Source organism: Candidatus Pelagibacter sp., from assembly GCF_052049835.1.
Classification (GTDB): domain Bacteria; phylum Pseudomonadota; class Alphaproteobacteria; order Pelagibacterales; family Pelagibacteraceae; genus Pelagibacter.
On record NZ_JBNGZF010000016.1, the window covers coordinates 87,410 to 109,376 of the forward strand.

The 21,967-nt window shown below is 30.8% G+C and carries 22 protein-coding genes and 1 riboswitch; of the genes, 16 read left to right on the forward strand and 6 right to left on the reverse strand.

Going from position 1 to position 21,967, the window contains the following annotated elements; genetic code table 11:
- Window positions 1-21: 21 nt before the first annotated feature.
- Window positions 22-1,191: an MFS transporter gene (locus ACTT9R_RS05970; RefSeq protein ID WP_440927095.1), complete on the forward strand. Its 1,170-nt coding sequence runs from the start codon at window positions 22-24 to the stop codon at window positions 1,189-1,191.
- Window positions 1,192-1,225: 34 nt separating this feature from the next.
- Here the strand turns inward: ACTT9R_RS05970 and ACTT9R_RS05975 are convergent, their stop codons facing one another.
- Together ACTT9R_RS05975 and ACTT9R_RS05980 are read right to left on the reverse strand one after the other, a co-directional pair.
- On the reverse strand, window positions 1,226-2,416 hold the full coding sequence (locus ACTT9R_RS05975) for an ABC transporter substrate-binding protein (RefSeq protein ID WP_440927096.1): 1,191 nt from the start codon (window positions 2,414-2,416) through the stop codon (window positions 1,226-1,228).
- A gap of 137 nt (window positions 2,417-2,553) precedes the next feature.
- A complete protein-coding gene (locus tag ACTT9R_RS05980; protein WP_440927097.1) occupies window positions 2,554-3,165 on the reverse strand; it encodes a TerC family protein in 612 nt (203 codons plus the stop codon).
- A gap of 111 nt (window positions 3,166-3,276) precedes the next feature.
- Between ACTT9R_RS05980 and ACTT9R_RS05985 the strand changes: the two genes are divergently transcribed.
- The 3 genes from ACTT9R_RS05985 to ACTT9R_RS05995 are packed head-to-tail and all read left to right on the forward strand — an operon-like array spanning window position 3,277 to window position 6,089.
- Window positions 3,277-4,248 carry a TRAP transporter substrate-binding protein gene (locus tag ACTT9R_RS05985; RefSeq protein ID WP_440927098.1) on the forward strand — a complete coding sequence of 324 codons (972 nt, stop codon included), beginning with the start codon at window positions 3,277-3,279 and terminating at the stop codon, window positions 4,246-4,248.
- A 49-nt stretch (window positions 4,249-4,297) separates the two neighbouring features.
- Entirely contained in the window at window positions 4,298-4,786 is a 489-nt protein-coding gene (locus ACTT9R_RS05990; protein ID WP_440927099.1) for a TRAP transporter small permease, read from the forward strand.
- The gene (locus tag ACTT9R_RS05995; protein ID WP_440927100.1) at window positions 4,779-6,089 is read left to right on the forward strand and encodes a TRAP transporter large permease; all 1,311 of its coding nucleotides are present in this window, start codon (window positions 4,779-4,781) and stop codon (window positions 6,087-6,089) included. The genes ACTT9R_RS05990 and ACTT9R_RS05995 overlap by 8 nt, the downstream gene beginning before the upstream one ends.
- Here ACTT9R_RS05995 and ACTT9R_RS06000 read toward each other — a convergent pair.
- Both ACTT9R_RS06000 and ACTT9R_RS06005 read right to left on the reverse strand, forming a co-directional pair.
- Window positions 6,086-6,583, reverse strand: coding sequence for a tetratricopeptide repeat protein (locus tag ACTT9R_RS06000; RefSeq protein ID WP_440927101.1), 498 nt, complete (start codon window positions 6,581-6,583; stop codon window positions 6,086-6,088). The genes ACTT9R_RS05995 and ACTT9R_RS06000 overlap by 4 nt on opposite strands.
- Window positions 6,583-7,356: a 5-oxoprolinase subunit PxpA gene (locus tag ACTT9R_RS06005; RefSeq protein WP_440927102.1), complete on the reverse strand. Its 774-nt coding sequence runs from the start codon at window positions 7,354-7,356 to the stop codon at window positions 6,583-6,585. Before ACTT9R_RS06005 ends, ACTT9R_RS06000 begins: the two co-directional genes overlap by 1 nt.
- Before the next feature lie 27 nt (window positions 7,357-7,383).
- Between ACTT9R_RS06005 and ACTT9R_RS06010 the strand changes: the two genes are divergently transcribed.
- The 10 genes from ACTT9R_RS06010 (at window position 7,384) to ACTT9R_RS06055 (ending at window position 18,159) form a co-directional block, all read left to right on the forward strand.
- Window positions 7,384-8,058 carry an allophanate hydrolase subunit 1 gene (locus ACTT9R_RS06010; RefSeq protein ID WP_440927103.1) on the forward strand — a complete coding sequence of 225 codons (675 nt, stop codon included), beginning with the start codon at window positions 7,384-7,386 and terminating at the stop codon, window positions 8,056-8,058.
- On the forward strand, window positions 8,051-8,995 hold the full coding sequence (locus ACTT9R_RS06015) for a biotin-dependent carboxyltransferase family protein (RefSeq protein ID WP_440927104.1): 945 nt from the start codon (window positions 8,051-8,053) through the stop codon (window positions 8,993-8,995). The genes ACTT9R_RS06010 and ACTT9R_RS06015 overlap by 8 nt, the downstream gene beginning before the upstream one ends.
- Complete coding sequence (locus ACTT9R_RS06020; RefSeq protein ID WP_440927105.1) at window positions 8,995-9,867, forward strand: DMT family transporter; 873 nt, start codon at window positions 8,995-8,997, stop codon at window positions 9,865-9,867. Before ACTT9R_RS06015 ends, ACTT9R_RS06020 begins: the two co-directional genes overlap by 1 nt.
- A 30-nt stretch (window positions 9,868-9,897) precedes the next feature.
- Window positions 9,898-9,983: riboswitch (glycine riboswitch) on the forward strand.
- A gap of 77 nt (window positions 9,984-10,060) precedes the next feature.
- The gene (gcvT, locus tag ACTT9R_RS06025; RefSeq protein WP_440927106.1) at window positions 10,061-11,164 is read left to right on the forward strand and encodes a glycine cleavage system aminomethyltransferase GcvT; all 1,104 of its coding nucleotides are present in this window, start codon (window positions 10,061-10,063) and stop codon (window positions 11,162-11,164) included.
- Complete coding sequence (gcvH, locus tag ACTT9R_RS06030; protein WP_440927107.1) at window positions 11,164-11,544, forward strand: glycine cleavage system protein GcvH; 381 nt, start codon at window positions 11,164-11,166, stop codon at window positions 11,542-11,544. Before gcvT ends, gcvH begins: the two co-directional genes overlap by 1 nt.
- Complete coding sequence (gcvP, locus tag ACTT9R_RS06035) at window positions 11,544-14,414, forward strand: aminomethyl-transferring glycine dehydrogenase (protein WP_440927108.1); 2,871 nt, start codon at window positions 11,544-11,546, stop codon at window positions 14,412-14,414. Before gcvH ends, gcvP begins: the two co-directional genes overlap by 1 nt.
- 6 nt (window positions 14,415-14,420) lie before the next feature.
- Window positions 14,421-15,659, forward strand: coding sequence for an NAD(P)/FAD-dependent oxidoreductase (locus ACTT9R_RS06040; protein WP_440927109.1), 1,239 nt, complete (start codon window positions 14,421-14,423; stop codon window positions 15,657-15,659).
- A complete protein-coding gene (locus ACTT9R_RS06045) occupies window positions 15,652-16,416 on the forward strand; it encodes a DUF1365 domain-containing protein (protein ID WP_440927110.1) in 765 nt (254 codons plus the stop codon). The genes ACTT9R_RS06040 and ACTT9R_RS06045 overlap by 8 nt, the downstream gene beginning before the upstream one ends.
- On the forward strand, window positions 16,416-17,594 hold the full coding sequence (locus tag ACTT9R_RS06050) for a class I SAM-dependent methyltransferase (protein WP_440927111.1): 1,179 nt from the start codon (window positions 16,416-16,418) through the stop codon (window positions 17,592-17,594). Before ACTT9R_RS06045 ends, ACTT9R_RS06050 begins: the two co-directional genes overlap by 1 nt.
- A 16-nt stretch (window positions 17,595-17,610) precedes the next feature.
- Window positions 17,611-18,159, forward strand: a complete 549-nt coding sequence (locus ACTT9R_RS06055) for a DUF3833 domain-containing protein (RefSeq protein WP_440927154.1) — start codon at window positions 17,611-17,613, stop codon at window positions 18,157-18,159.
- Here ACTT9R_RS06055 and ACTT9R_RS06060 read toward each other — a convergent pair whose 3' ends face one another.
- Window positions 18,160-18,918 carry an SDR family NAD(P)-dependent oxidoreductase gene (locus tag ACTT9R_RS06060; RefSeq protein ID WP_440927112.1) on the reverse strand — a complete coding sequence of 253 codons (759 nt, stop codon included), beginning with the start codon at window positions 18,916-18,918 and terminating at the stop codon, window positions 18,160-18,162.
- A gap of 23 nt (window positions 18,919-18,941) precedes the next feature.
- On the opposite strand from ACTT9R_RS06060, the gene ACTT9R_RS06065 reads away from it, so the two are divergent.
- Window positions 18,942-19,409, forward strand: coding sequence for a TspO/MBR family protein (locus ACTT9R_RS06065; RefSeq protein ID WP_440927113.1), 468 nt, complete (start codon window positions 18,942-18,944; stop codon window positions 19,407-19,409).
- Window positions 19,410-19,411: 2 nt separating this feature from the next.
- Complete coding sequence (locus ACTT9R_RS06070) at window positions 19,412-20,515, forward strand: NAD(P)/FAD-dependent oxidoreductase (protein WP_440908175.1); 1,104 nt, start codon at window positions 19,412-19,414, stop codon at window positions 20,513-20,515.
- Between the two features lie 2 nt (window positions 20,516-20,517).
- Here the strand turns inward: ACTT9R_RS06070 and ACTT9R_RS06075 are convergent, their stop codons facing one another.
- The gene (locus tag ACTT9R_RS06075; RefSeq protein WP_440927114.1) at window positions 20,518-21,963 is read right to left on the reverse strand and encodes a protein adenylyltransferase SelO; all 1,446 of its coding nucleotides are present in this window, start codon (window positions 21,961-21,963) and stop codon (window positions 20,518-20,520) included.
- Between the last annotated feature and the right edge of the window lie 4 nt (window positions 21,964-21,967).

Here is a 21,967-nt window from a genome sequence, read left to right on the forward strand (position 1 = left end):
TGACAAGTATTTATTCTTTTAATGAATAAAAATCTTTCGTTACTCATTTTAAGCCAGATTTTTGCTTTTACAGCTGCCCCAGTCACAGTTTTTTTAAGTGGTATAATTGGTTCGAAATTTAGTCCAATAAAATCTTTAGCAACTCTTCCAATGGCTTTATCAGTCGTTGGAATTGCATTATTTGCATTTTTTGCTGCAAAGCTAATGAGCATAATTGGACGAAAATTAGGATTTATTTATGCATCAATAGGAACAAGTCTAGCGTCTCTTTTAACAGCATATTCTATAATTATAGAAAGCTTTGTCTTATATAATTTAGGATGTTTTTTAATTGGTGGAGGAATAGCTTTCAGTCATCAATATCGTTTTGCTGCAGTTGAGGTTGTGGATAAGGATTATGCACCAAAAGCAATTTCTATAATTTTATTAGCAGGAATAGGTTCGGCATTTATTGGTCCAAATATTGCAAATATTTCTAAAGGATTTATTTCAGACCACATTTATGCAGGTTCTTACCTTGCTCTTGCAATATTAGCTATTTCATCAACAATATTTTTAATTTTTTATCAGGAACCAAAAACGACATCTAGCAATCAATATAAAACTGGGAGAAGTTTTTTTGATCTCATCTCTCAACCTAGATTTCTACAGGCGCTCGTAGCTTCAGCTTTTGCCTATGCTGTAATGACTTTTTTAATGACAGCAACTCCTATAAGTATGCATTTGATGGAAAAAATAAGTTTATCCAAGACTGGATTTGTTATTCAGCTTCATATAGCAGCCATGTTTTTACCCTCACTAGTTACTGGAAATTTAATTAAAAGGTTTGGTCATAGTAAAATTATGTATGTAGGAGTTTTATTGTTTCTAGTCACAATTATTACCAGTTTATTTGAACAGAATTATATTAACTATATGATTGCGCTTATTTTTCTAGGGCTAGGGTGGAATTTTCTATTCATTTCAGGAACAAGCTTACTTGTTTTGTGTTACAGAGAAGAGGAAAAATTTAGAGCTCAAGGTTATAACGATTTGATTGTTTATTCTATACAAGCAATAGCCAGTTTGTCTGCTGGAGTATTTCTTAGCTTAACTAGCTGGAAAACTATGAATTTAATATGTTTAATTTTTCTAATTATAATAGCTCTTTCTACTATTAGAGCTGACTTAAAAAAAAACCCCAGTACTTAAATTACTGGGGTTTTTTGAATTAAGATAAAAAAAATTATCTTTGTTTTTTAGTTTTGAATTTTCCGCCTTTAACTTCTTGTTCTAAGAAAGAACCTTCAGCTTCACCAACTTCAGTAAAAGTTACTCCAGTAGCACCTTCGTAATTAATCTTTTTACCTTTTGCTAGTAAATCTAGACCTTTCTTAAGCTCACCTGGATAAATCTTTTTTCCAGGACCGTTAGCAACTTCCATCACATGTTTTGCAATAGACGCTCTATCAGCAGAGTTTCCTGCTTGCATTGCCAATACGATTAAAGCAGCCGCATCATAAGATTCACCTGTGTATGGTCCTGATGAGTCAATACCACCAGCTTTTGCAACTTCCGCAAATACACCAGCACCTTTGCCAGTAGAACCTGGCATTGATCCAAATGATTTACTTAAATCTTTACCAAAAGCATCAACTAAAGATTGACCAATCATACCATCTGATAAAATAAATTTATCAAATGCACCTGAGTCTAAAGAGGCTTGAATGATACCTTTTCCTCCTTGGTCAAGGTAACCAATAACTGCTACAGCATCACCACCAGCAGAAGCAAGAGTTGCTACTTCAGATGAATAATCTGCTTTTCCATCTTCGTGAGCAGTTACAGTTGTAACTTTAATACCATGAGCTTCAACTGCTGCTTTATAAACATCAGCTAAACCTTTTCCATAGTCATTATTTGTGTAAGTTATTGCTACACTTTTAACTTTTCTATCTTTTGTAATATCTGCCAAAATTTGACCACCTCTAGCATCTGATGGAGCAGTTCTAAAGAAATATCCATTATCATCTAAAGTTGTTAATCCTGGAGAAGTTGCTGAAGGTGAAATCATTACTACACCATTTGGTACAGCAACGTTTGATGCAATCGCACCAGTTACACCTGAACAGTCTGCTCCCATAATTGCAGCCACACCACCTGAAATTAGTCCTTCAGCTGCAGCTGTCGCTGCTGCTGAGTCAACACAAGTTGAGTCTGCTCTTACTGGCTCAATTTTTTTCCCACCTAATAGCGAACCCGAATCAGAAGCTTCTTTAAATGCAAGCTCTGCTGATGCAGCCATAGCTGGAGTTAGAGATTCAATAGGGCCTGTGAACCCCAGAATGATCCCCATTTTAATCGAATGTCCGTCTGCTATTACATTTGAACCAAAACTTGATACAAACATAAATACAGCAATAAATAGTTTTCTCATTATCTTCCTCTATATTGTTAACAATTTATAAAAAGGTAATTTAATTATGAATATGATTAATATTCAATGACAAAATAGTCCTTTTAGCATTGAATAAGCACCTCTTTAATGAGTATTTTCAAACTATTGTATAGATTTTAAAAATATTTTTTAAATTCTTCATTAATATTTAGTATTTCAAGATCAACCAATCCTCCAATTACTAATTGCAGACCAACGATTAAGATAAATACTAAGCCGATATAGGCTATCCAAATATGTCTCTGTATATAATTAGCCATATATGTTGCTAAAGCACCAGTTAAAACAACTGACAACATAAGTCCAAATATCATAAATCCAAAATATCCTTTTGCTGCAGCGACAACACCAATTACATTATCAAAACTAATCATGATATCTGCAAATAAAACTTTTCCAATACTGCTAATGTATGAAGGTTCTTTTGTTTTTTTTGAAACAGTTTTTACTTTTTTAATATCTAGTAAGTCTTTTCTTAAATCATTTACTATCCAGATTAGCAACAAACCGCCTAAAATTTTTATAAAATAAAATTCAAACAAAAAAGTTGCAAAGATCGCAAAAAAAATTTTAAAAACAAAAGCTCCAATTACACCCCAAAGAATTATTTGTTTTCTATTTTTTGGTACAAAATTTGAGGCAATAGATCCGACTATCACTGCATTATCTGCTGTTAATATAATTGTGATAAAAATTATATTAGTTAAAATTATGAGTTCTTCAATCAAGATAACATTATAATAGTATAATCTGACAAATTTTCAATGAGACCATAATGATAATTTTATTGATTTAATCTCTGAGAGATAATTAAATGTTTATTTTAAAAAGGAGGATAAATGAAATTATTGAAATTATTTATATCTATAATTACTTCAGTATTGTTATTTGCAAACGTTTCTTTAGCTGAAAAATGGGATATGGCACTTGCTTATGGTGCTGGAAACTTTCATTCTGCTAATGCAACAGAATTTGCAAAGAATGTAACTGAAAAAAGTGGTGGAAAACTTACAATTGTTACTCACCCAGGTGGTTCATTGTTTAAAGGTGGTGAAATTTTCAGAGCTGTAAGAACAGGTCAAGCGCCTATCGGTGAAAGATTTATGTCAGCTCTTGGAAAAGAAGATCCTTTATATGAAATTGACTCATTGCCTTTCTTAGCAAGTTCTTATGATGATGCTATGAAATTATATGAAGCTTCAAAGCCATATATTGTTAAGAGTCTTGATGAAAAAGGATTGGTATTTCTTTATGCAGTGCCGTGGCCTGCACAAGGACTTTACAGTAAAAAGCAAATTAAAAAAGTTGGTGATCTAAATGGATTAAAATTTAGAGCATACAATTCTGCAACAATCAGAATTGCGGAGTTAACAGGAATGGCACCAACTAAAATTGAAGCAGCTGAAATAAGCCAAGCATTTTCTACAGGTGCCGTGGAGAGTATGATTACTTCACCAACAACTGGGAAAAACAGCAAGATTTGGGAAAATGGTGTTAAATATTTTTACGATATAGCAGCATGGTTTCCAAAAAATATGATTATAGCTAACAAAGCCGCTTGGAATAAACTTGATAAAGCAACTCAAGATTTAGTAATGAACCAAGCAGCAATTGCTGAGGAAAAAGGTTGGGAATTATCTAAACAAGGTAATACTGGAGACAAGAAAGCTTTAGCTGACGCTGGAATGGAAGTTGGCGAAGTTAATTCAGCTTTGAAAAAACATTTTGAAAAAGTTGGAGCAACAATGTCTGAAGAATGGAAAGCAAAAGCTGGAGACAGAGGTGCTGCAGTTTTATCTGCTTACAAATAAATAGTCTTAAAAAAAAGGCCAACTTGTAGTAAGTTGGCCTTTTTATTAAATGTTTCAATCAATAAATAACAATCTAAATAAGCTCTATAAATTTTCAGGATACATAGCTGCTTTTTTTTTAATACTTGTTGCAGTTTTTATTTTAATTGGAATTTCATCAAGGATTTTTGGTTTTTACATAAGAGGTTTAGCTGAGTACTCAGGTTACTGCATGGCTGCGGCTTCCTTCTATGCATTAGCGTTTACCTTTGTTGAAGGTGGACATATTCGAATTACACTTTTCTTAGAAAAAGCCTCTTCATCCTACAAAAAATTTTTAGAAATTTGGTGCTTGATTGTAGCAACAATTTTTTCAGGCTATTTGTCTTTTTACTTATGGAAAATGTTATTAATCTCTTATGATTTTCAAGAGAGAAGCGAAGGTGCAGATGAGATCTTAATATGGATTCCTCAAACTAGTGTTGCTATCGGATCTTTAATTTTTTTTATAGCTGTTTTACATACATTTATTTTAACAATTTTAAGTAAGAATGACTGAAATATTTCTCATTATATTTTTCATTAGTGTACTTTTATTTTTTCTTGGATCTGGCATCTGGGTAGCGATAAGTATGATAGGGGTTTCAACAATTGGGATGATGTTATTTACTTCAAGACCAGTTGGAGATGCCATGGCAACTACGATATGGGGAACTTCATCATCATGGACATTAACAGCTTTGCCATTGTTTGTTTGGATGGGTGAAATATTGTTTAGGACAAAGTTATCTGAAAATTTATTTGCTGGACTATCACCATGGATGCAAGAATTACCAGGTGGATTAATTCATGTAAATGTTGTTGGTTGTGCACTTTTTGCAGCAATATCAGGCTCTTCAGCAGCAACTGTTGCAACAGTAGGCAAGATGTCCATCCCAGAATTAAGAAAAAGAAAATATCCAGAAAAAATTTTGTTAGGCAGTCTAGCAGGTTCAGGAACCTTAGGACTTCTTATACCTCCTTCAATAATACTAATAATTTATGGAGTAACTGTTCAGGAGTCTATAGCAAAGCTATTTATTGCAGGAATTATTCCAGGGATAATGATTGCACTTATATTTATGTCTTACGTGATTATATGGTCTCTAATAAATAAAAAAAGCATGCCAAAGTACGTGGAAAAATTTTCCTTTCTAGAAAAAATAAGAAAATCAAAACAATTATTACCAGTAATTATTTTAATATCAGCTGTGATTGGATCAATATACACTGGAGTTGCAACAGCAACTGAGGCTGCTTCTTTAGGTGTAGTAGGGGCTTTAATTTTATCTTACTTTCAAAAAAGCTTAACCATTGAAACATTTAAACAATCATTATTAGGAGCAACTAAAACATCTTGTATGATTGCTTTTATTTTAGCTGGCTCTACATTCTTATCATTAGCTATGGGATTTACTGGTCTTCCAAGAAATCTAGCTATCTGGATACAAAATATGGAGTTATCTCCCTATGTATTAATTTTTGTATTAATGATTTTTTATATTATTCTTGGAATGTTTCTTGATGGAATTTCAGCAGTAGTATTAACAATGGCAATCATTGAACCAATGATTAGACAGGCTGGTTTTGATATGATTTGGTTTGGAATATTTTTAGTAATTGTAGTTGAGATGGCTCAAATTACTCCACCTGTAGGATTTAATTTATTTGTCTTGCAAGGAATGGCCAATAGAGACATGGGATTTATTGCAAGGAGTGCATTCCCATTGTTTATGTTAATGATCCTTGCAGTAATTCTCGTTGTTATCTTTCCAGAAATTGCTTTATGGATGCCGCAACAAATGGTTCAAAACATTAATTAGTATTTTGATTTTTTTGTACCAGCAATAATTTGTTTTAAACTATCGTATTCTTTACAGTTACAACTTTCTAAAATTTTTAATCTTTCATTAGCTAAATCAATTCTGTTTGTTGCAACATAAAGTTCACCTAAATATTCATTAATACCTATATGATTTGGTTCAATTGCAAGACCTTGTAGGTAATATTTTTCTCCAGTTTCAAAATCTCCGAGTTTCCTTGTTGTAAAACCTAAGTAGTTTAATGTATCTGCTTTATTTGGTTTGCTTTTATTTGATTTAATTAAAAGCTTTAAAGCTTTCATATATCTTTTATTTGCTTTCTCCACCTTACCATCATTTTCATATTTTTTTGCTGCTTTTACTAATTTTACAGCTTTGCTGTAATGATTAGCACTAGTACTATTGGAATCTGAACCAGAACTAGAACCTGCAGAATATGAATTAGCAGATAAAAGAATTAATAAAAAAAAAGTAATTAATGTATTTCTTATCATTATTTAAATTTCTCCATTTTAGTTAAAGGTTTTAAAGTTAGCCCGTTATCTACTAAATTTTTTTTTATAGATTTTGCAGTAGCCAGCGAACTAACATTATCTCCATGTATGCATACAGAATCAATTTCACAAGGTATCTGCTTCCCACTGTGACAATTAAGTGACTGATTTTTAACCATATTTAACACATGTTTTTTAGCTTCCTCTGGATCAGTAATAAGAGCGTGTGGTTTTTTTCTAGAAACCAAATTACCATCATCCTCATAGTTTCTATCAGCAAAAATTTCACAAGCAATACGCATGTTTAGTTTTTTACCTGCTTCTTCCATTTTAGATCCTGTAGGAACCAGATAAATTAAATCTTTATTAATATCATTTATGACTTTTGCTAAAGTTGTAGCTAAATCTATATCTTCACAAGCCATATTGTTTAAAGCACCGTGTGGTTTTATATGAGTGACATTTTCCCCATAATCTTGAGCAATTTTTTGAAGAATTTCATATTGATCAATTATCAATTGCTTTACTTCATTTGGTGCAAGATTCATTCTTTGTCTTCCAAAATTTTCAGGATCATTAAACGACGGATGTGCTCCAATACTAACACCATTTTTTTTTGAAATTTGAACCACTTGATTCATTGATTCATCATCGCCTGCATGATAACCACACGCTACATTTGCAGAATTAACTATTTCTAGTAAATCTGGATCATACTTATTTGAATGATGTTTTGATTTTTCTCCTAAATCACAATTTATATTAATTTCCATAGTCTATAATGTTAAGTATAACATGACATGATAAAAAATATATCAAATCTTGGTGACGCAGCTTTGTACTGTGATTTTGGTAATGAAGTTAATAAATCAATTAATTCACAAGTAATAAAATATTTTAAAACCATAAAAGAAAAAAAATTTGAAGGGATAAATAATTTAACACCTTCGTATAATAAATTAATTATTTCTTACGATCTTAAAAAAACAAATTTTAAAAAAGTTAAAAATTATGTTGAAAATATTGATGCTGAGGATTCACAAGATACAAATTCTAAAAAATTGGAAATACCAGTTTGTTGTCATGAAAATTTTTCAATGGATATAAAGAGATTGGAAGAAATATTAAAATTAAGTAGAGAAAAAATTTTAGAGAATTTTTTAAATAAGGAATATTTTTGTTATATGACAGGGTTTATTGCTGGTATGCCTTTTCTTGGTGACTTAGATAATAATATGCGAGCTCAACGTTTAGAAACTCCAAGAGTAAAAGTGCCTAAAGGATCTGTTGCGTTAACAGAGCAATTTACAAATATTTACACATTTGAAAGCCCAGGTGGGTGGAATATTTTAGGAAATACCCCTTTGGATGTTTTTGATAGTTCAAAAGAAGATAAACCAAACCTAATTAACCCAGGTGATACAGTAATTTTCAAGGAAATTACTCTTGATCAGTATAAAAATTATAATGAGTAGTAATTATCTAGATATAATCAGACCTGGAATTAATACTACCTTTCAAGATAAAGGCAGGGATCATCTTAATCATATTGGCATTCCATTTAGTGGTGCTATGGATAGTCGAAATTATCATATGGCTAACAAACTTGTTAATAATAATTTAGACTCTGCAGTTATAGAGTTTGCATATCAAGGTCCACATTTAAAATATTCAGGAGAAAAAATTAACTTTGCTGTTACTGGGGATGTAATTTTTTCAATTAAAAGAAAAGATACTGAAATTGAAGGTAATTGTTACGAAAGCTATCAAATTGAAAATGGAGATGAAATCAATATCATTTCTACAAATAAATCAGTTTATGGATATTTGGCATTAGGCGGTGAACTTGATTTAAAATTTCAATGGAATAGTTGTTCTATAAACACGAAAGCTAATATCGGATCTAATGATGGAAAAAAATTAGATGTAGGGCAAAGAATTAATTTAAAAATAATAAATTCAAATAAGGATATTAAAAAAATTAATTATATTAATACCAAAATAGAAAACATAAGGGTGATCAAAGGCACCAACTTTGATTACTTTTCTGAAGAAGGTAAAAAAATATTTTATGAAAAGGAATTCACAGTATCGAAACTTTCAGACAGAATGGGTATGAGACTAGAGGGACCTAAAATTGATAATATTGTTAATACTAACATAAAATCAGAGGGTTTGATTAAAGGTGTAATTCAAGTACCGACAGATGGAAATCCAATAATAATGCTTTCAGATCATGGTACTATCGGTGGTTATCCAAAAATTGGAGTTGTAGCTAGTGTCGATTATGACCGATTAGTACAGATGTCTCCTGGTTCAAAAATTAAATTTAAAGAGATTAATTTATCTGATGCAGAGACTTTATTTAAGTTATATGAAATGGAAACTCAAAATTTACTATCACAAATTTAATGAATTTTTTATCAAAAATACCAGGTCCTTTTTTAGTTTTTTTAGGAGCTTGTGCATTAAGTTTTGGAGGTTTAATTGTTAAGTCTTTTGACGGATCTACACTTTGGCAAATATTATTTTGGAGATCACTTTTCTTTATTGGAGTAATTACAATTTTTTTAATTTTTACTTACAAAGGAAAAATTTTTAGTGCTCTTTATAAATCTGGAATTCCAGGTTTATTTGGAGGTATAATTTTATCCATTGGATTTGCTAGCTATGTATTTGCTATGTATGAAACAACAGTAGCTAATGCAAACTTTATAATACAAACTCAAGCTTTGTTTTTAGCAATTTTTGGTTATGTATTTTTAAAAGAAAAAATTTCAAAAATTACATTAACTTGCATCATTACAGCAGTCTTTGGTATTATTTTAATGTTAGGAAGTTCACTAACACCAGGTCAAATGACTGGAAACTTAGTTGCATTTATTATGCCAATTTCATTTGCGATCTTAATTTTAATTGTTAGAAAATATCCAAAAGTTGACATGATACCTTTACAACTTGTTGCAGGAATTTTTGCAACATTAATAGGTTTGTTTATGTCACCAAGTATTATTGTTTCAACAAATGATATATTTTTAGGTTTTATTGCAGGATTTTTTCAAGTTGGACTTGGTTTTATACTTATAACAATTGGAGCAAGATCAACTCCCTCAGCATTTGTTGGAATAATTATGTTAACTGAAGCTGTTTTAGGACCCATGTGGGCATGGATGTTTGCAAACGAAAACCCGCCACTTACAGTGCTTTTTGGTGGAGCGGTAGTTATAACAGCAGTGGTTATACAGTTTTTATCTCCATTACTTGTCAAAAAGGTAGCAAAATAAATTTCACATAAACATTTTAAATATGCTATAAATTTATATACGGGAGAGACTACTTTTGTAGCGCCGAAGGAGCAACCACCCCGGAAACTCTCAGGCAAAAGGACCGTACATATTAACTCTGGAAAGAGAATTATTCTCGCCGAAGGAGCAAATCTCTCAGGCACCAAGACAGAGGGGGCACAGAAGAGTTAATATGGAAATAAAAAAAACATCGCTAAATAAACTTCATCAAAGTAACAACGCTAAGTTTGTTGAATTCGCTGGTTACGAAATGCCCATTCAATATAGCAAAGGTATTATTGAAGAACATAAATTCACAAGATCGAATTCTGGAATATTTGATGTATCTCATATGGGTCAATTATTTATATACGGTAATGAAAGTTTAACAGAAGAATTAGAAAAGATTTTTCCATTAGATTTAAAAAATCTAAAACAAAACTGCTCTAAGTATAGTTTTTTAATGAATGAAGATGCTGGAATTTATGATGATTTAATTATCACAAAAATAGAGGAGGGATATTTAATTATCTTAAATGCTGCATGCAAAGATAAAGATTATGATATTTTATCCAATTTACTAGGTTCAAAATTTAAAATGAATTTAGATAACAATAGATCTTTAATAGCAATTCAAGGACCTAAATCTGTTGAAATTTTAAACTCAATTATAAATGGGGTTGATCAACTAAATTTTATGACAGGAAATTGGTTTGATTCTGATAATCAAAAATTATTTGTCACAAGATCAGGTTATACAGGGGAAGATGGATTTGAAATTTCAATTTCTAACGATAAAGCTGAAAAATTTGTTGAAAATTTAATAGAAAAGGGAGCACAACTTATAGGACTTGGGGCAAGAGATACCTTGAGATTAGAAGCCGGATTATGTTTATATGGTCATGAATTAGATATTAATATAACACCAGTTGAGGCAAACCTTAGATGGGCAATCTCAAAATCTAGATTATCAAATGGAGGTTTTATTGGATCGAAAAAAATAATGAACCAAATGCAAGATGGAGCAAGCCAAATAAGAGTAGGGATTAAGCCTGAGGGTAGACTGATTGCAAGAGAAAAAACTAAAATATTTAATGATACAGATAAACAAATTGGTGAGATAACTAGTGGAACGTTTGGACCAAGTGTAAACGGTCCTATAGCGATGGGTTATGTTGATAAAGAGTTTTCAAAGGTTGATACAAAAATTTTGCTTGAGGTAAGAGGAAAAAAACATCCAGCAAATATTTGCGCATTACCATTTTATAAGAAAAATTATGTGAAAGGAGTAAATTAATGAGTGAAGTAAAATTTTCTAAAGAACATGAGTGGATTACTTTAGAGGGAGATGTAGCCACAATAGGAATTACAAAACATGCAACAGAAATGCTTGGAGACATAGTTTTTGCAGAACTTCCTGAAAAAAGATCTAATGTTGAAAAAGATGGTACTGCAGGAGTAGTAGAATCTACGAAAGCTGCTAGTGATGTTTATACTCCAGTTAGTGGTGAAGTGGTAGATACCAATCAGTCTATAGTAGATGATCCTGCCAAAATCAATGAGGACCCTGAAGGTGGTGCATGGTTTTTTAAATTGAAAATTAAAGACACATCTGAGCTAGATAATTTAATGAACAAAGAAGAATACGATAAATTTGCAAAGGAGACATCAAGCTAATGCTACATAATTCACAAAAAGATTTTATTAGAAGACACATAGGTCCATCTGAAAAGGACCAAGAAAAAATGCTTAAAGATCTTAACTTTAAGTCATTAGATGAGTTTATTAATAGTACCATACCAGAAAAGATTCAGTTTAAAGGTGAATTAAATATCGGTGAACCAAATTCAGAATATGAAGCTTTAAGAAAATTAAAAGCAATTTCAAAAAAAAACCAAATTTACTCAAATTTTATAGGCATGGGTTATTATGGAACCTACACACCATATGTAATTTTAAGAAATATATTAGAAAATCCTGGATGGTACACATCATACACACCTTATCAGCCTGAAGTAGCACAAGGTAGATTAGAGATGCTATTAAACTTTCAACAAATGATTGTTGATTTTACAGGAATGGATATAGCAAACGCGTCTTTACTTGATGAAGGAACAGCAGCTGCCGAAGCTATGGGTTTGAGTCATAGACTTAATAAAAGTGATAGTAATTTAGTTTTTGTTTCAGAGAACTGCCACCCACAAACAATTGACGTTATTCAAACTAGAGCAGAGCCAATGGGTCTTAAAGTACTTGTTGGAAACGAGGATAAAGTTCTAGAGCAGTTAAAAGAAGATATTGTTTGCGGAGTTTTACAATATCCAGGAACTTTAGGTGATATTAAAGATCCTAGTGAGGCCATAAGTAAAATTCATAAAAAAAATGGAAAAGCAATTTTAGTTTGTGATCTCCTTGCACTTTCTATGCTAAAAACACCAAGAGAGCTTGGAGCAGATATTGCAGTCGGTAGTTCCCAAAGATTTGGTATTCCAATGGGTTATGGAGGACCTCATGCAGCTTTTTTTGCAACAAAAGATGAATACAAACGATCTATGCCAGGTAGAATTGTTGGGGTTTCAGTGGACAGGCATGGAAACCAGGCCTATAGATTGTCATTACAAACTAGAGAGCAACATATTAGAAGAGACAAAGCTACAAGTAATATTTGTACTGCTCAAGCCTTACTAGCGATTGTTTCAGCAGCATATGCCATTTATCACGGCCCTGATGGAATTAAAAGTATTTCCGAAAGAGTATCTCAACTAGCAAAAAATTTTGCAGATAAAATAAAACAATCTGGATATGAATTACACTCAGATTATTTTTTTGATACTGTAACTATTATAACCAAAGAAAAGACAGATCAGATTTTCAAAAATGCTTTAGACCAAAAAGTTAATATTAGAAAAGTAAATTCAGAAATGCTGGCTGTTTCTTTCGATGAAAGAAAAAATGTTTATAGAGTAAACCAATTACTAAAAATATTTAATGCTGCAGAGTCAATAAAAAAAGAGGATCCAACTGTTAGTTTACCAAATCTACCAAAAAATTTATTAAGAACTTCAAAATATTTAGAACACCCTGTTTTTAATTCATATCATTCAGAGACAGAAATGCTTAGATATCTTAAAAAGTTAGAGGATAAGGATATAGCTCTTAATAGAACAATGATTGCTCTAGGTTCATGTACTATGAAATTAAATGCTACTGCAGAAATGATACCTATTTCTTGGAGAGAATTGGCTGAGCCCCACCCATTCGTACCTGTCGAACAGATGGAGGGATATAGAGAAATGTTCACAGATCTTAAAAATTGGTTAAGATCTATTACAGGTTTTTCTGGTGTTTCACTTCAGCCAAATGCGGGAGCCCAAGGTGAGTATGCTGGCTTAATGGTAATAAGAAAGTATCATTTAGATAGAGGGGATGAAAATAGAAATATATGTTTAATTCCAAGCTCAGCACATGGAACTAATCCAGCAAGTGCACAGATGGTTGGAATGAAAGTTGTCGTTGTTGATTGTGACAAAGAAGGAAATGTTGATTTTGAGGATTTAAAGAAAAAAGCAGAATTGCATTCAGACAATCTTGGTGCATTAATGGTAACTTACCCATCAACCCATGGCGTATTTGAGGAAAAAATTAAAGATATATGCGAAGTAATTCATGAACATGGTGGTCAAGTTTATATGGATGGAGCAAACCTAAACGCACTTGTTGGAGTTGCAAAACCAGGAAATTTTGGTCCTGATGTTTGTCATATAAATTTGCATAAAACATTTTGTATTCCACATGGTGGAGGAGGACCTGGAATGGGACCTATCGCATGTAAAAGACATTTACAAGTTTATCTGCCTAATCATCCAGTCGTAAAAGATTGTGGACCTGCAAGTGGAATAGGTGCCGTTTCAGCAGCTCCTTGGGGAAGCTCAAGTATTTTATCAATTTCTTGGATGTACATTAAGATGATGGGATCCGAAGGTGTAAAACTTGCAACACAAATTGCAATCCTAAATGCAAATTACATAGCAAATAGATTAAAAGACCATTACCCAATTCTTTATAAAGGTTCAAATGGTAATGTTGCTCATGAGTGTATTATTGATATTAGATCAATTAAAAGCGAAACAGGTATTTCAGAAGAAGATATAGCTAAAAGATTAATTGATTATGGATTTCATGCGCCAACAATGTCATGGCCAGTTGCTGGAACAATGATGATTGAACCAACAGAGAGTGAGAGTTTATCTGAACTGGATAGATTTTGTGACACATTGATTAGCATAAAAGAGGAAATAGATATGGTTAAGTCAGGTAAGTTTGACAAAGTAGATAACCCTATTAAAAATGCACCTCACACCGATATTGAATTAGCTTCAGATGAATGGAATCATAAATATTCAAGAGAGCAAGCTGCATATCCTGCAAAATTCTTAAAAGCAAATAAATTTTGGCCTCCGGTTGCAAGAGTTGATAACGTGTATGGAGATAAAAATATTTTTTGTACTTGTCCAAGTATGGATGAGTTTAAAGAAGATGCAGCATAATAATTAATGAAAATTGCTGTCGTTGGGTCAGGTATTTCTGGACTGAGTGCTGCTTATTATTTATCTAAAAAACATCATGTAGATCTTTTCGAAAGAGAAGACCATTTTGGTGGACATTCTCATACTATAGATTTGTTTTTTGATGAAAAAAAAGTATCAGTTGATATTGGCTTTATTGTTTTTAATTTTCAAACTTATCCAAATTTAATTAATTTTTTTAAGGAAAATAATATTCAAATTGAAAAAAGCAACATGTCTTTTTCAGTTTCAGTAGATAATACGAAATTTGAATATTGTGGAAAAGGATTGAGTGGGATTTTCTGCAATAAATCAAATCTATTTAACATTGATTTCTTAAAAATGTTTTTTGATATAATTAAATTTTATAAAAAAAGTGATCAAGCAATCATATCCAATGACAAAATTACCTTAGGTGAATATTTAAAAATTAATAAATTATCTGAAACATTTGTTGATTATCATATAATACCAATGGTATCTGCAATTTGGTCTATGCCCCCTTATGAAGCAAGCAAAATGCCAATTAGTTTTTTTCTTAGATTTTTCCAAAATCATGGTTTGTTTAAATTGAAAAATAGACCACAGTGGTACACAGTAACCAATAGAAGCAGAACCTATGTTAGTAAAATAATTTCACAATTAAGTGGGGAACATTATAAAAATTATAAAGTTACAAAAATAAAAAGAAAAATGTCAGGACTAGATTTATATTATGGTGGAGAAAGTGAATTTTTTGATTACGACAAGGTTATTTTGGCAACACATGCTGATGAGGCCTTAGAGATAATAGAAAATCCAACTGAGGATGAGAGAAATATTCTTTCGAATTTTAGCTACAAAGAAAATATAGCTTACATACATACAGATCAGCGTGCCATGCCAAAAAATAAAAAAGCTTGGTCTTCTTGGAATTCATCAATAGATGAAAAGAATTTAGAGAAAAATTCAATAACCTACTGGTTAAATTTATTGCAAAATTTAAAGTGTGATGAAAATATTTTCTTAACACTAAATCCTTACTTCAATATTGATGAGAAAAAAATATTGAAAAAAGTAAAATTTACACATCCATATTACGATCAAAAAGCATTAGATGCTCAATCAGAGCTTATTAAAATACAAAATCAAAAAGATTTACTTTTTTGTGGCAGTTATTTTGGTTACGGATTTCATGAAGATGGAATAAAATCATCTCTCGAAATGCTGAAAAACCTTAATGATTAGTTCTTGTATATATAATGGAAACGTAATCCATAAGAGATTTAAACCAAAAGAACATTTTTTTAAATATAAAGTATTTTCACTTTTCATTGATCTCTCGGAGTTAAATGAGCTTAATAATAAATTAAAATTTTTTTCATTAAATAAATTTAATCTTATTAGTTTTTACGAAAAAGATCATGGTGACCGTGATGGGTCATCTCTTTTTGAGTGGGTAAAAAAAAATCTTATTAATAACGAAATTAGTACAGACAACATAAAAGTTAAACTTTTATGCTATCCAAGAATATTTGGTTATGTTTTTAATCCACTAAGTATTTTTTTTGTATACGATAATAATGATAATTTAATTTCTATATTATATGAGGTTAAAAATACATTTGGTGAGCAACACACATATGTTTTTAAAGTTGAGGGACAAAATAAATTAATTCAAAATAATTGCTCAAAAAAATTTCATGTTTCACCATTCATTGAAATGGATTGTAATTATTTTTTTAGAATATTAAATCCAGACCAGAAGTTGTCAGTTGTAATTGATCAATATGATCAAGAAGGAAAAATTCTTTTTGCATCTCAAGATGGTGAAAGATCTGCTTTGACAAGTAAAAACTTAATGAATTCTTATCTTAAACACCCTTTAATGACATTTAAAATTATCTCTGCGATACATTTTGAAGCGTTTAAATTGTGGTTTAAAGGAATTAAATTAATTAAGAAAAAATTTAAAATTAAAAATAATATAACAGTAGAAAATTAATGTTTTTAAATAACACTGCAGATAAATTAGTTTTTAAATTTCTTAATAAAATAAAATATGGTTATCTAGAGCTTACTACACATGACGGAAAAGTTTTAAAGTTTGGAAATCCAAATGAAAAATTGCATGCAGATATTTCAATCAAAAAACCAGATTTTAATTATAATTTAATTAGAGGTGGTAGTATTGGATTTGCTGAGAGCTACATGAGAGGTGAATTTGAAACTAATAACTTATCAAATTTAATCGAATTAACTGCAAGAAATATAGAAGTAATACATAAATTCTCAGGCCTTCTTGATTTTCCAATAATTAATTTTGTAAAAAATAAAATTATTAAAAATACAAAAAGTAGAAGCAAAGCAAATATTGCTAGACATTATGATCTAGGTAATGATTTTTTTTCTCTTTGGTTAGACGACACACTTACATACTCTAGCGCTATTTTTGATGATAAATCAAAAAATCTATCCGATGCTCAAAATAACAAATATCAAAAATTAATTGATCTAATTAAACCAAATAATGGTGACAAAATTTTAGAAATAGGATGTGGTTGGGGAGGTTTTGCCGAGTATCTAGGTAAAAAATACGATGTTAAACTAGACTGTATTACAATATCAAAAAAACAATTTGAATACGCAAAAGAAAGAATTTTTAATTGTGGTTTAAACGAAAAAGTAAATATTGAAATAAAAGATTACAGAGATCTTAAAGGCAAATACAATTCAATTGCTTCTATAGAGATGATTGAGGCAGTTGGTCAAAATTATTTAGAGGGTTATTTTAAAACTATTAAAAATAACTTATCTGATGGTGGCAAAGCAGCTATTCAAGCAATTACTATCGATGATAGGTTATTTGATAGATATAAAAACAAACAAGATTTTATTCAAAAATATATTTTTCCAGGTGGTTTTTTGCCAAATAAAAATAGCATTAATCGATACGTTTCTGACAACGGTTTAACTGTTAATTCATATATTTCTTACGCTGATCATTATGCAAATACATTGGCTATATGGAGAAATGAGTTTTTAAAAAAATGGGATTTAATAAAAAATCAAGGTTTTGACTCAACATTTAAAAGAATGTGGGAGTTTTACCTTTCTTATTGTGAAGCAGGATTTAAGTCAAAAAATATAGATCTAATCCAGTTTTCAATGCAAAATAAATAAAATAATGGAGATATTTATGCGACATATAAAAATTATTAAGCCAATTTCGTTGATAATTTTATTATTCTTAATTACAAGTTGCTCGAATAATAGCGCTATGAAACCAGAAGATTTTAAAAATAAAGAACCGAGATTAATCATTGAAGAATATTTATCTGGAAATGTTAAGGCTTGGGGTGTTTTACAAAATAGATCAGGAAAAGTTACAAGGCAATTTTCTGCAGACTTAAATGGAACTTGGGATGGAAAGCAGCTAATTCTTAAAGAAAAATTTAATTGGGATGATGGTGAAGTTCAAGACCGAGAATGGAAAATAAATAAAATTGATGAAAACAATTATGAAGGGACAGCAGGCGATGTTGTTGGTAAAGCAAAAGGTTATTCTTATGGACCTGCATTTAAATTTGAATATGTTTTATTAGTCCCAGTCAAAGGTAAAGAGATAAAAATCACTTTTGATGATTGGATTTTTAAACAAGATGATAGAGTTGCAATAAATAGAGCAACTATGACAAAGTTTGGTTTTAAAGTAGCAGAATTAACAGTTGTATTTGTAAAAGATTAACTATTTTTTTTGATATTTTGTGAGTTTTCCAACTAATCCAAAATAAATTTTACTTGGTAAAAAACTAAGCAGCTTTAATGTTATTGTAAGTGATTTTGGAAAATGTATTTCAAATGTATTTTTGTTTACTAAACCTTCAAAAATTTGATCTGCTGCATACTCGGGTGTTTTTAAAAAAGGCATTTTAAAATCATTTTTATCTGTCATTGGAGTTTTAATAAAACCAGGAGACACTAAACAAACACGTACATTGTGTCTTTTAAAATCAAAGTACAAACTTTCAGCTAAGTTATTTAATGCCGACTTTGATGGTCCATATCCAGTTGAATTAGGTAATCCTCTATATCCCGCAATTGATGACACAATAGTTATTATTCCTTTTTTTTTATCTCTAAAGTACTGTTCAACAGCTTTAATACAATTAACTGTTCCAAAAAAATTTACCTTAAATACGTCTTCCATTTGCTCGACATCTATTTCTTTCTCTTTTTTTGGATCCCATGTTCCTGTTGAAAAAAAACAAATATCTATATTTTTAAATTTGTTTTTAATTTCATTAAATACTTCTTTACACTTTTCTTTGTCAGTCACATCTAAAGGAAAACCTGAAATATTTTCATAAGAATTTGAAAGCTCATTCAATAATTCAGCTCGTCTTGCAGATATAACAACGTTCCATCCCATGGCTGCAAACTTAATTGCTAAAGCTTTACCAATGCCAGTACTTCCTCCGGTAATCCAAATAGTTTTTTTACTCATTTTTTGTTATGTATATATTTAATATGCTTAAAAACAAATTTTTAACATTTCTTTTGTTTCTTGCTATTACATTCTCTGCCTCATTCATTGGAGGTTTGTCTACAATTACATTTAAAGAACCTTGGTACTCACTATTAAATAAACCAACTTTTAATCCTCCAGATTGGATATTTGGTCCTGTCTGGACATCTCTCTATTTAATGATGACTTTCTCTATATGGCTTTATTGGCATACTAAAAATAGAGATATGAATACTGTTTATATTTACTTCATTCATTTAATTTTCAATACAACTTGGAGTGTAGTTTTTTTTGTTTTTCACAATATGGTCTTGGCTTTATTAGTTTTAATCATTCTAATAGCATTGATAATTAACTTAATTTTAAGGTTTAAACGCGTCAAGATGTTGAGCGCCTACTTAATGATTCCATATTTACTTTGGTGTAGCTTTGCACTAATTCTGAATACAAGCTTAATTATATTAAATTAGATATGGATGATGTTGTAGTAATTGGTGGTGGAATAATAGGGGCGGCAACTGCTTATTTTTTATCCAAAGAAGGTAGAAAAGTAAAAGTCATTGAAAGAGATCCTACTTATAAAACAGCTTCATTCCCATTATCTCTAGGAGGTTTTAGAAGACAATTTTTCCAAAAAGAAAATATTTTATTAGGAAAATTTGCAAGAGAATTTATTTTTCAAATACCAGAATTATTAAAAACAGAAAAAAATCCTAATCCAACAGCTAGTATGGTAACCAATGGATATCTTTTAATGTTTGGCCCTGAACATGCTGAAGAGCAATATAGAGCATTAGAAAACCATAAAGATTGTGATGCAGGAACAAAAAATATTAAAGGCTCAGAATTATCAAAAGTTTTTCCTTATGTTAATAGTGAGGGAATTGAAACAGCAACCTATACAGATAACCAAAGCGAAGGATGGATTGATCCATTTATGTTTCATAGCGCTCTTAAAAGTAAAGCTATAGAGCTTGGAGCAGAATTTATTAAGGGTGAAGTAAAAAGTATTTCTGAAATAAATGCCAAAACAATTGTTTCTGCGGCTGGTTGTTGGACAAAAGAATTGTTAGAGGATATTCCTGTTGTTCCTCAAAAGCATACCGTGTTTAGAGTAAAATGCCCAACATATATAAAAGAGATGCCACTAAGTGGAGATTTAACAACGGGTGTTTATTGGAGACCAGAAGGAGGAGAATATTTAGCAGGCTCACCTATTTCTGTATTCGACGCAGAAGATTTAGAACCAGCCTGGAATGACTTTGAAGAATTAGTCTGGCCAGCTCTAGCTAAACGAATACCTGCTTTTGAGGAATTAAAGTTAACTGGTGGATGGGCAGGTTACTATGATTGTAATAGATTGGATAATAATGCAGTAGTTGGTAAACATCCAAAATATGAGAATGTATACATGGCATCTGGGTTTACCGGACGAGGCTTAATGCAGGCACCAGGTATCGGTAGGGCCTTAACTGAATTAATCACAACAGGATCATACCAAACAATTGATATAAGTGATTTTGCAGTTGAAAGAGTTTTGGGTAAATCAGCTAGGCCAGAGCCTTACGTTTTATAATTTCAAGTTCCACAAAAAGTTTGATATTTTTCATTGCTTGATGGAGCAGGCGTTTGATATTCCTGAATATTATTTTGATTGTCATAAGGATTTTTTAAAATAGCTAATAATTTTTTCATTTTATCTAAACCTCCTTTATCTGCTTCAGCTAAGGCTTCCTCTACTTTATGATTTCTAGGAATAACAGTTGGATTATTTTTTTTCATAAGATTGATTTGTTTTTCCTTAGTTGAATTATTTAACTCAGATCTTTTTTTCCATTCATTTTTCCAATTGATAAATTCAACATTTTTGTAAACTTCTTCAGAATTAATACCCATTAAATGACAAAAAGTATTTGTGTAATCTGCTTTATTTTTTTCCATCCAATTAAACAAATCATTAATTAATTTTTTATCATTTTTTTCCTCACCAAATAGACCAAGCTTATCTCTGATCATATTTAACCACTTATCCTCATAAATATTTTGGAAATTATCTATTAAATCTGTAGCTAATTTTATTGCAGTATCTTCATCTTTATCAATTAGAGGGATCAAACATTCAGCAAATCTTGCTAAATTCCACTTTGTAATTGGCGGTTGATTAGAAAAGGCATATCTTCCAAACTTATCGATTGAGCTAAAGACAGTTTTTGGATCATAATGGTCCATAAATGCACAAGGACCGTAATCAATAGTTTCACCTGAAATTGCCATATTATCAGTATTCATAACCCCATGAATAAATCCAACTCGCATCCAATTGATTACAAGCTGACATTGCTTTTCCATAACAAGATTTAACAAGTCTAATGCTTTTGAATTTGATGTTTTAATTTCTGGATAATGTCTGTTTATAGTGTAGTTGACTAAAGTATTTAAATTTTCAATATTTTGAGTTGCAGCAATATATTGAAATGTTCCGACTCGAAGATGACTTGATGCAACTCTTGTTAATATAGCACCCTGTAAAAGATTTTCTCTTACAACTTTTTCTCCTGTTTTTACTACAGCAAGGCTTCTAGTAGTCGGAATATTTAGTGAATGTATCGCTTCACTGATAATATATTCTCTTAGCATAGGTCCTAGTGCTGCTCTTCCATCACCCCCTCTAGAAAAAGAAGTTCTTCCTGAACCTTTAAACTGAATATCAAAACGATTGTCATTATTAACTAAATGCTCACCCAATAAAACTGCTCTACCATCTCCTAACATAGTAAAGTGTCCGAATTGATGACCCGCATATGCTTGTGCAATGGTATTAGTTTCTTCCGGTATAGAGTTTCCAGAAAATATTTCTGCTAATTTTTTTTTTTCAGTTTTTGAAAAATCTAAATTTAAAGTAGACGCTAGTTCCTCATTTAAAATTACTAATTCAGGATCATGAACAGGAGTTGGTTTAATATTTTCTTTAAAAGTATTTGATAACTTTGAATACGTATTATCAAAATGCCAACCAATGGTCATTTTA

Bases quoted from the DNA above. Each gene is read 5' to 3' on its own strand.
- gcvH (WP_440927107.1), top strand. From the start codon at position 11,164: ATGAGTGAAGTAAAATTTTCTAAAGAACATGAGTGGATTACTTTAGAG.
- ACTT9R_RS06055 (WP_440927154.1), top strand. From the start codon at position 17,611: ATGCGACATATAAAAATTATTAAGCCAATTTCGTTGATAATTTTATTA.
- ACTT9R_RS06045 (WP_440927110.1), top strand. From the start codon at position 15,652: ATGATTAGTTCTTGTATATATAATGGAAACGTAATCCATAAGAGATTT.
- ACTT9R_RS05975 (WP_440927096.1), bottom strand. From the start codon at position 2,416: ATGAGAAAACTATTTATTGCTGTATTTATGTTTGTATCAAGTTTTGGT.
- ACTT9R_RS06015 (WP_440927104.1), top strand. From the start codon at position 8,051: ATGAGTAGTAATTATCTAGATATAATCAGACCTGGAATTAATACTACC.
- gcvT (WP_440927106.1), top strand. From the start codon at position 10,061: ATGGAAATAAAAAAAACATCGCTAAATAAACTTCATCAAAGTAACAAC.
- ACTT9R_RS06040 (WP_440927109.1), top strand. From the start codon at position 14,421: ATGAAAATTGCTGTCGTTGGGTCAGGTATTTCTGGACTGAGTGCTGCT.
- ACTT9R_RS06005 (WP_440927102.1), bottom strand. From the start codon at position 7,356: ATGGAAATTAATATAAATTGTGATTTAGGAGAAAAATCAAAACATCAT.
- ACTT9R_RS06065 (WP_440927113.1), top strand. From the start codon at position 18,942: ATGCTTAAAAACAAATTTTTAACATTTCTTTTGTTTCTTGCTATTACA.
- gcvP (WP_440927108.1), top strand. From the start codon at position 11,544: ATGCTACATAATTCACAAAAAGATTTTATTAGAAGACACATAGGTCCA.
- ACTT9R_RS06075 (WP_440927114.1), bottom strand. From the start codon at position 21,963: ATGACCATTGGTTGGCATTTTGATAATACGTATTCAAAGTTATCAAAT.
- ACTT9R_RS06060 (WP_440927112.1), bottom strand. From the start codon at position 18,918: ATGAGTAAAAAAACTATTTGGATTACCGGAGGAAGTACTGGCATTGGT.
- ACTT9R_RS06010 (WP_440927103.1), top strand. From the start codon at position 7,384: ATGATAAAAAATATATCAAATCTTGGTGACGCAGCTTTGTACTGTGAT.
- ACTT9R_RS05970 (WP_440927095.1), top strand. From the start codon at position 22: ATGAATAAAAATCTTTCGTTACTCATTTTAAGCCAGATTTTTGCTTTT.
- ACTT9R_RS05995 (WP_440927100.1), top strand. From the start codon at position 4,779: ATGACTGAAATATTTCTCATTATATTTTTCATTAGTGTACTTTTATTT.
- ACTT9R_RS06000 (WP_440927101.1), bottom strand. From the start codon at position 6,583: ATGATAAGAAATACATTAATTACTTTTTTTTTATTAATTCTTTTATCT.
- ACTT9R_RS06070 (WP_440908175.1), top strand. From the start codon at position 19,412: ATGGATGATGTTGTAGTAATTGGTGGTGGAATAATAGGGGCGGCAACT.
- ACTT9R_RS05990 (WP_440927099.1), top strand. From the start codon at position 4,298: ATGTTTCAATCAATAAATAACAATCTAAATAAGCTCTATAAATTTTCA.
- ACTT9R_RS06020 (WP_440927105.1), top strand. From the start codon at position 8,995: ATGAATTTTTTATCAAAAATACCAGGTCCTTTTTTAGTTTTTTTAGGA.
- ACTT9R_RS05985 (WP_440927098.1), top strand. From the start codon at position 3,277: ATGAAATTATTGAAATTATTTATATCTATAATTACTTCAGTATTGTTA.
- ACTT9R_RS06050 (WP_440927111.1), top strand. From the start codon at position 16,416: ATGTTTTTAAATAACACTGCAGATAAATTAGTTTTTAAATTTCTTAAT.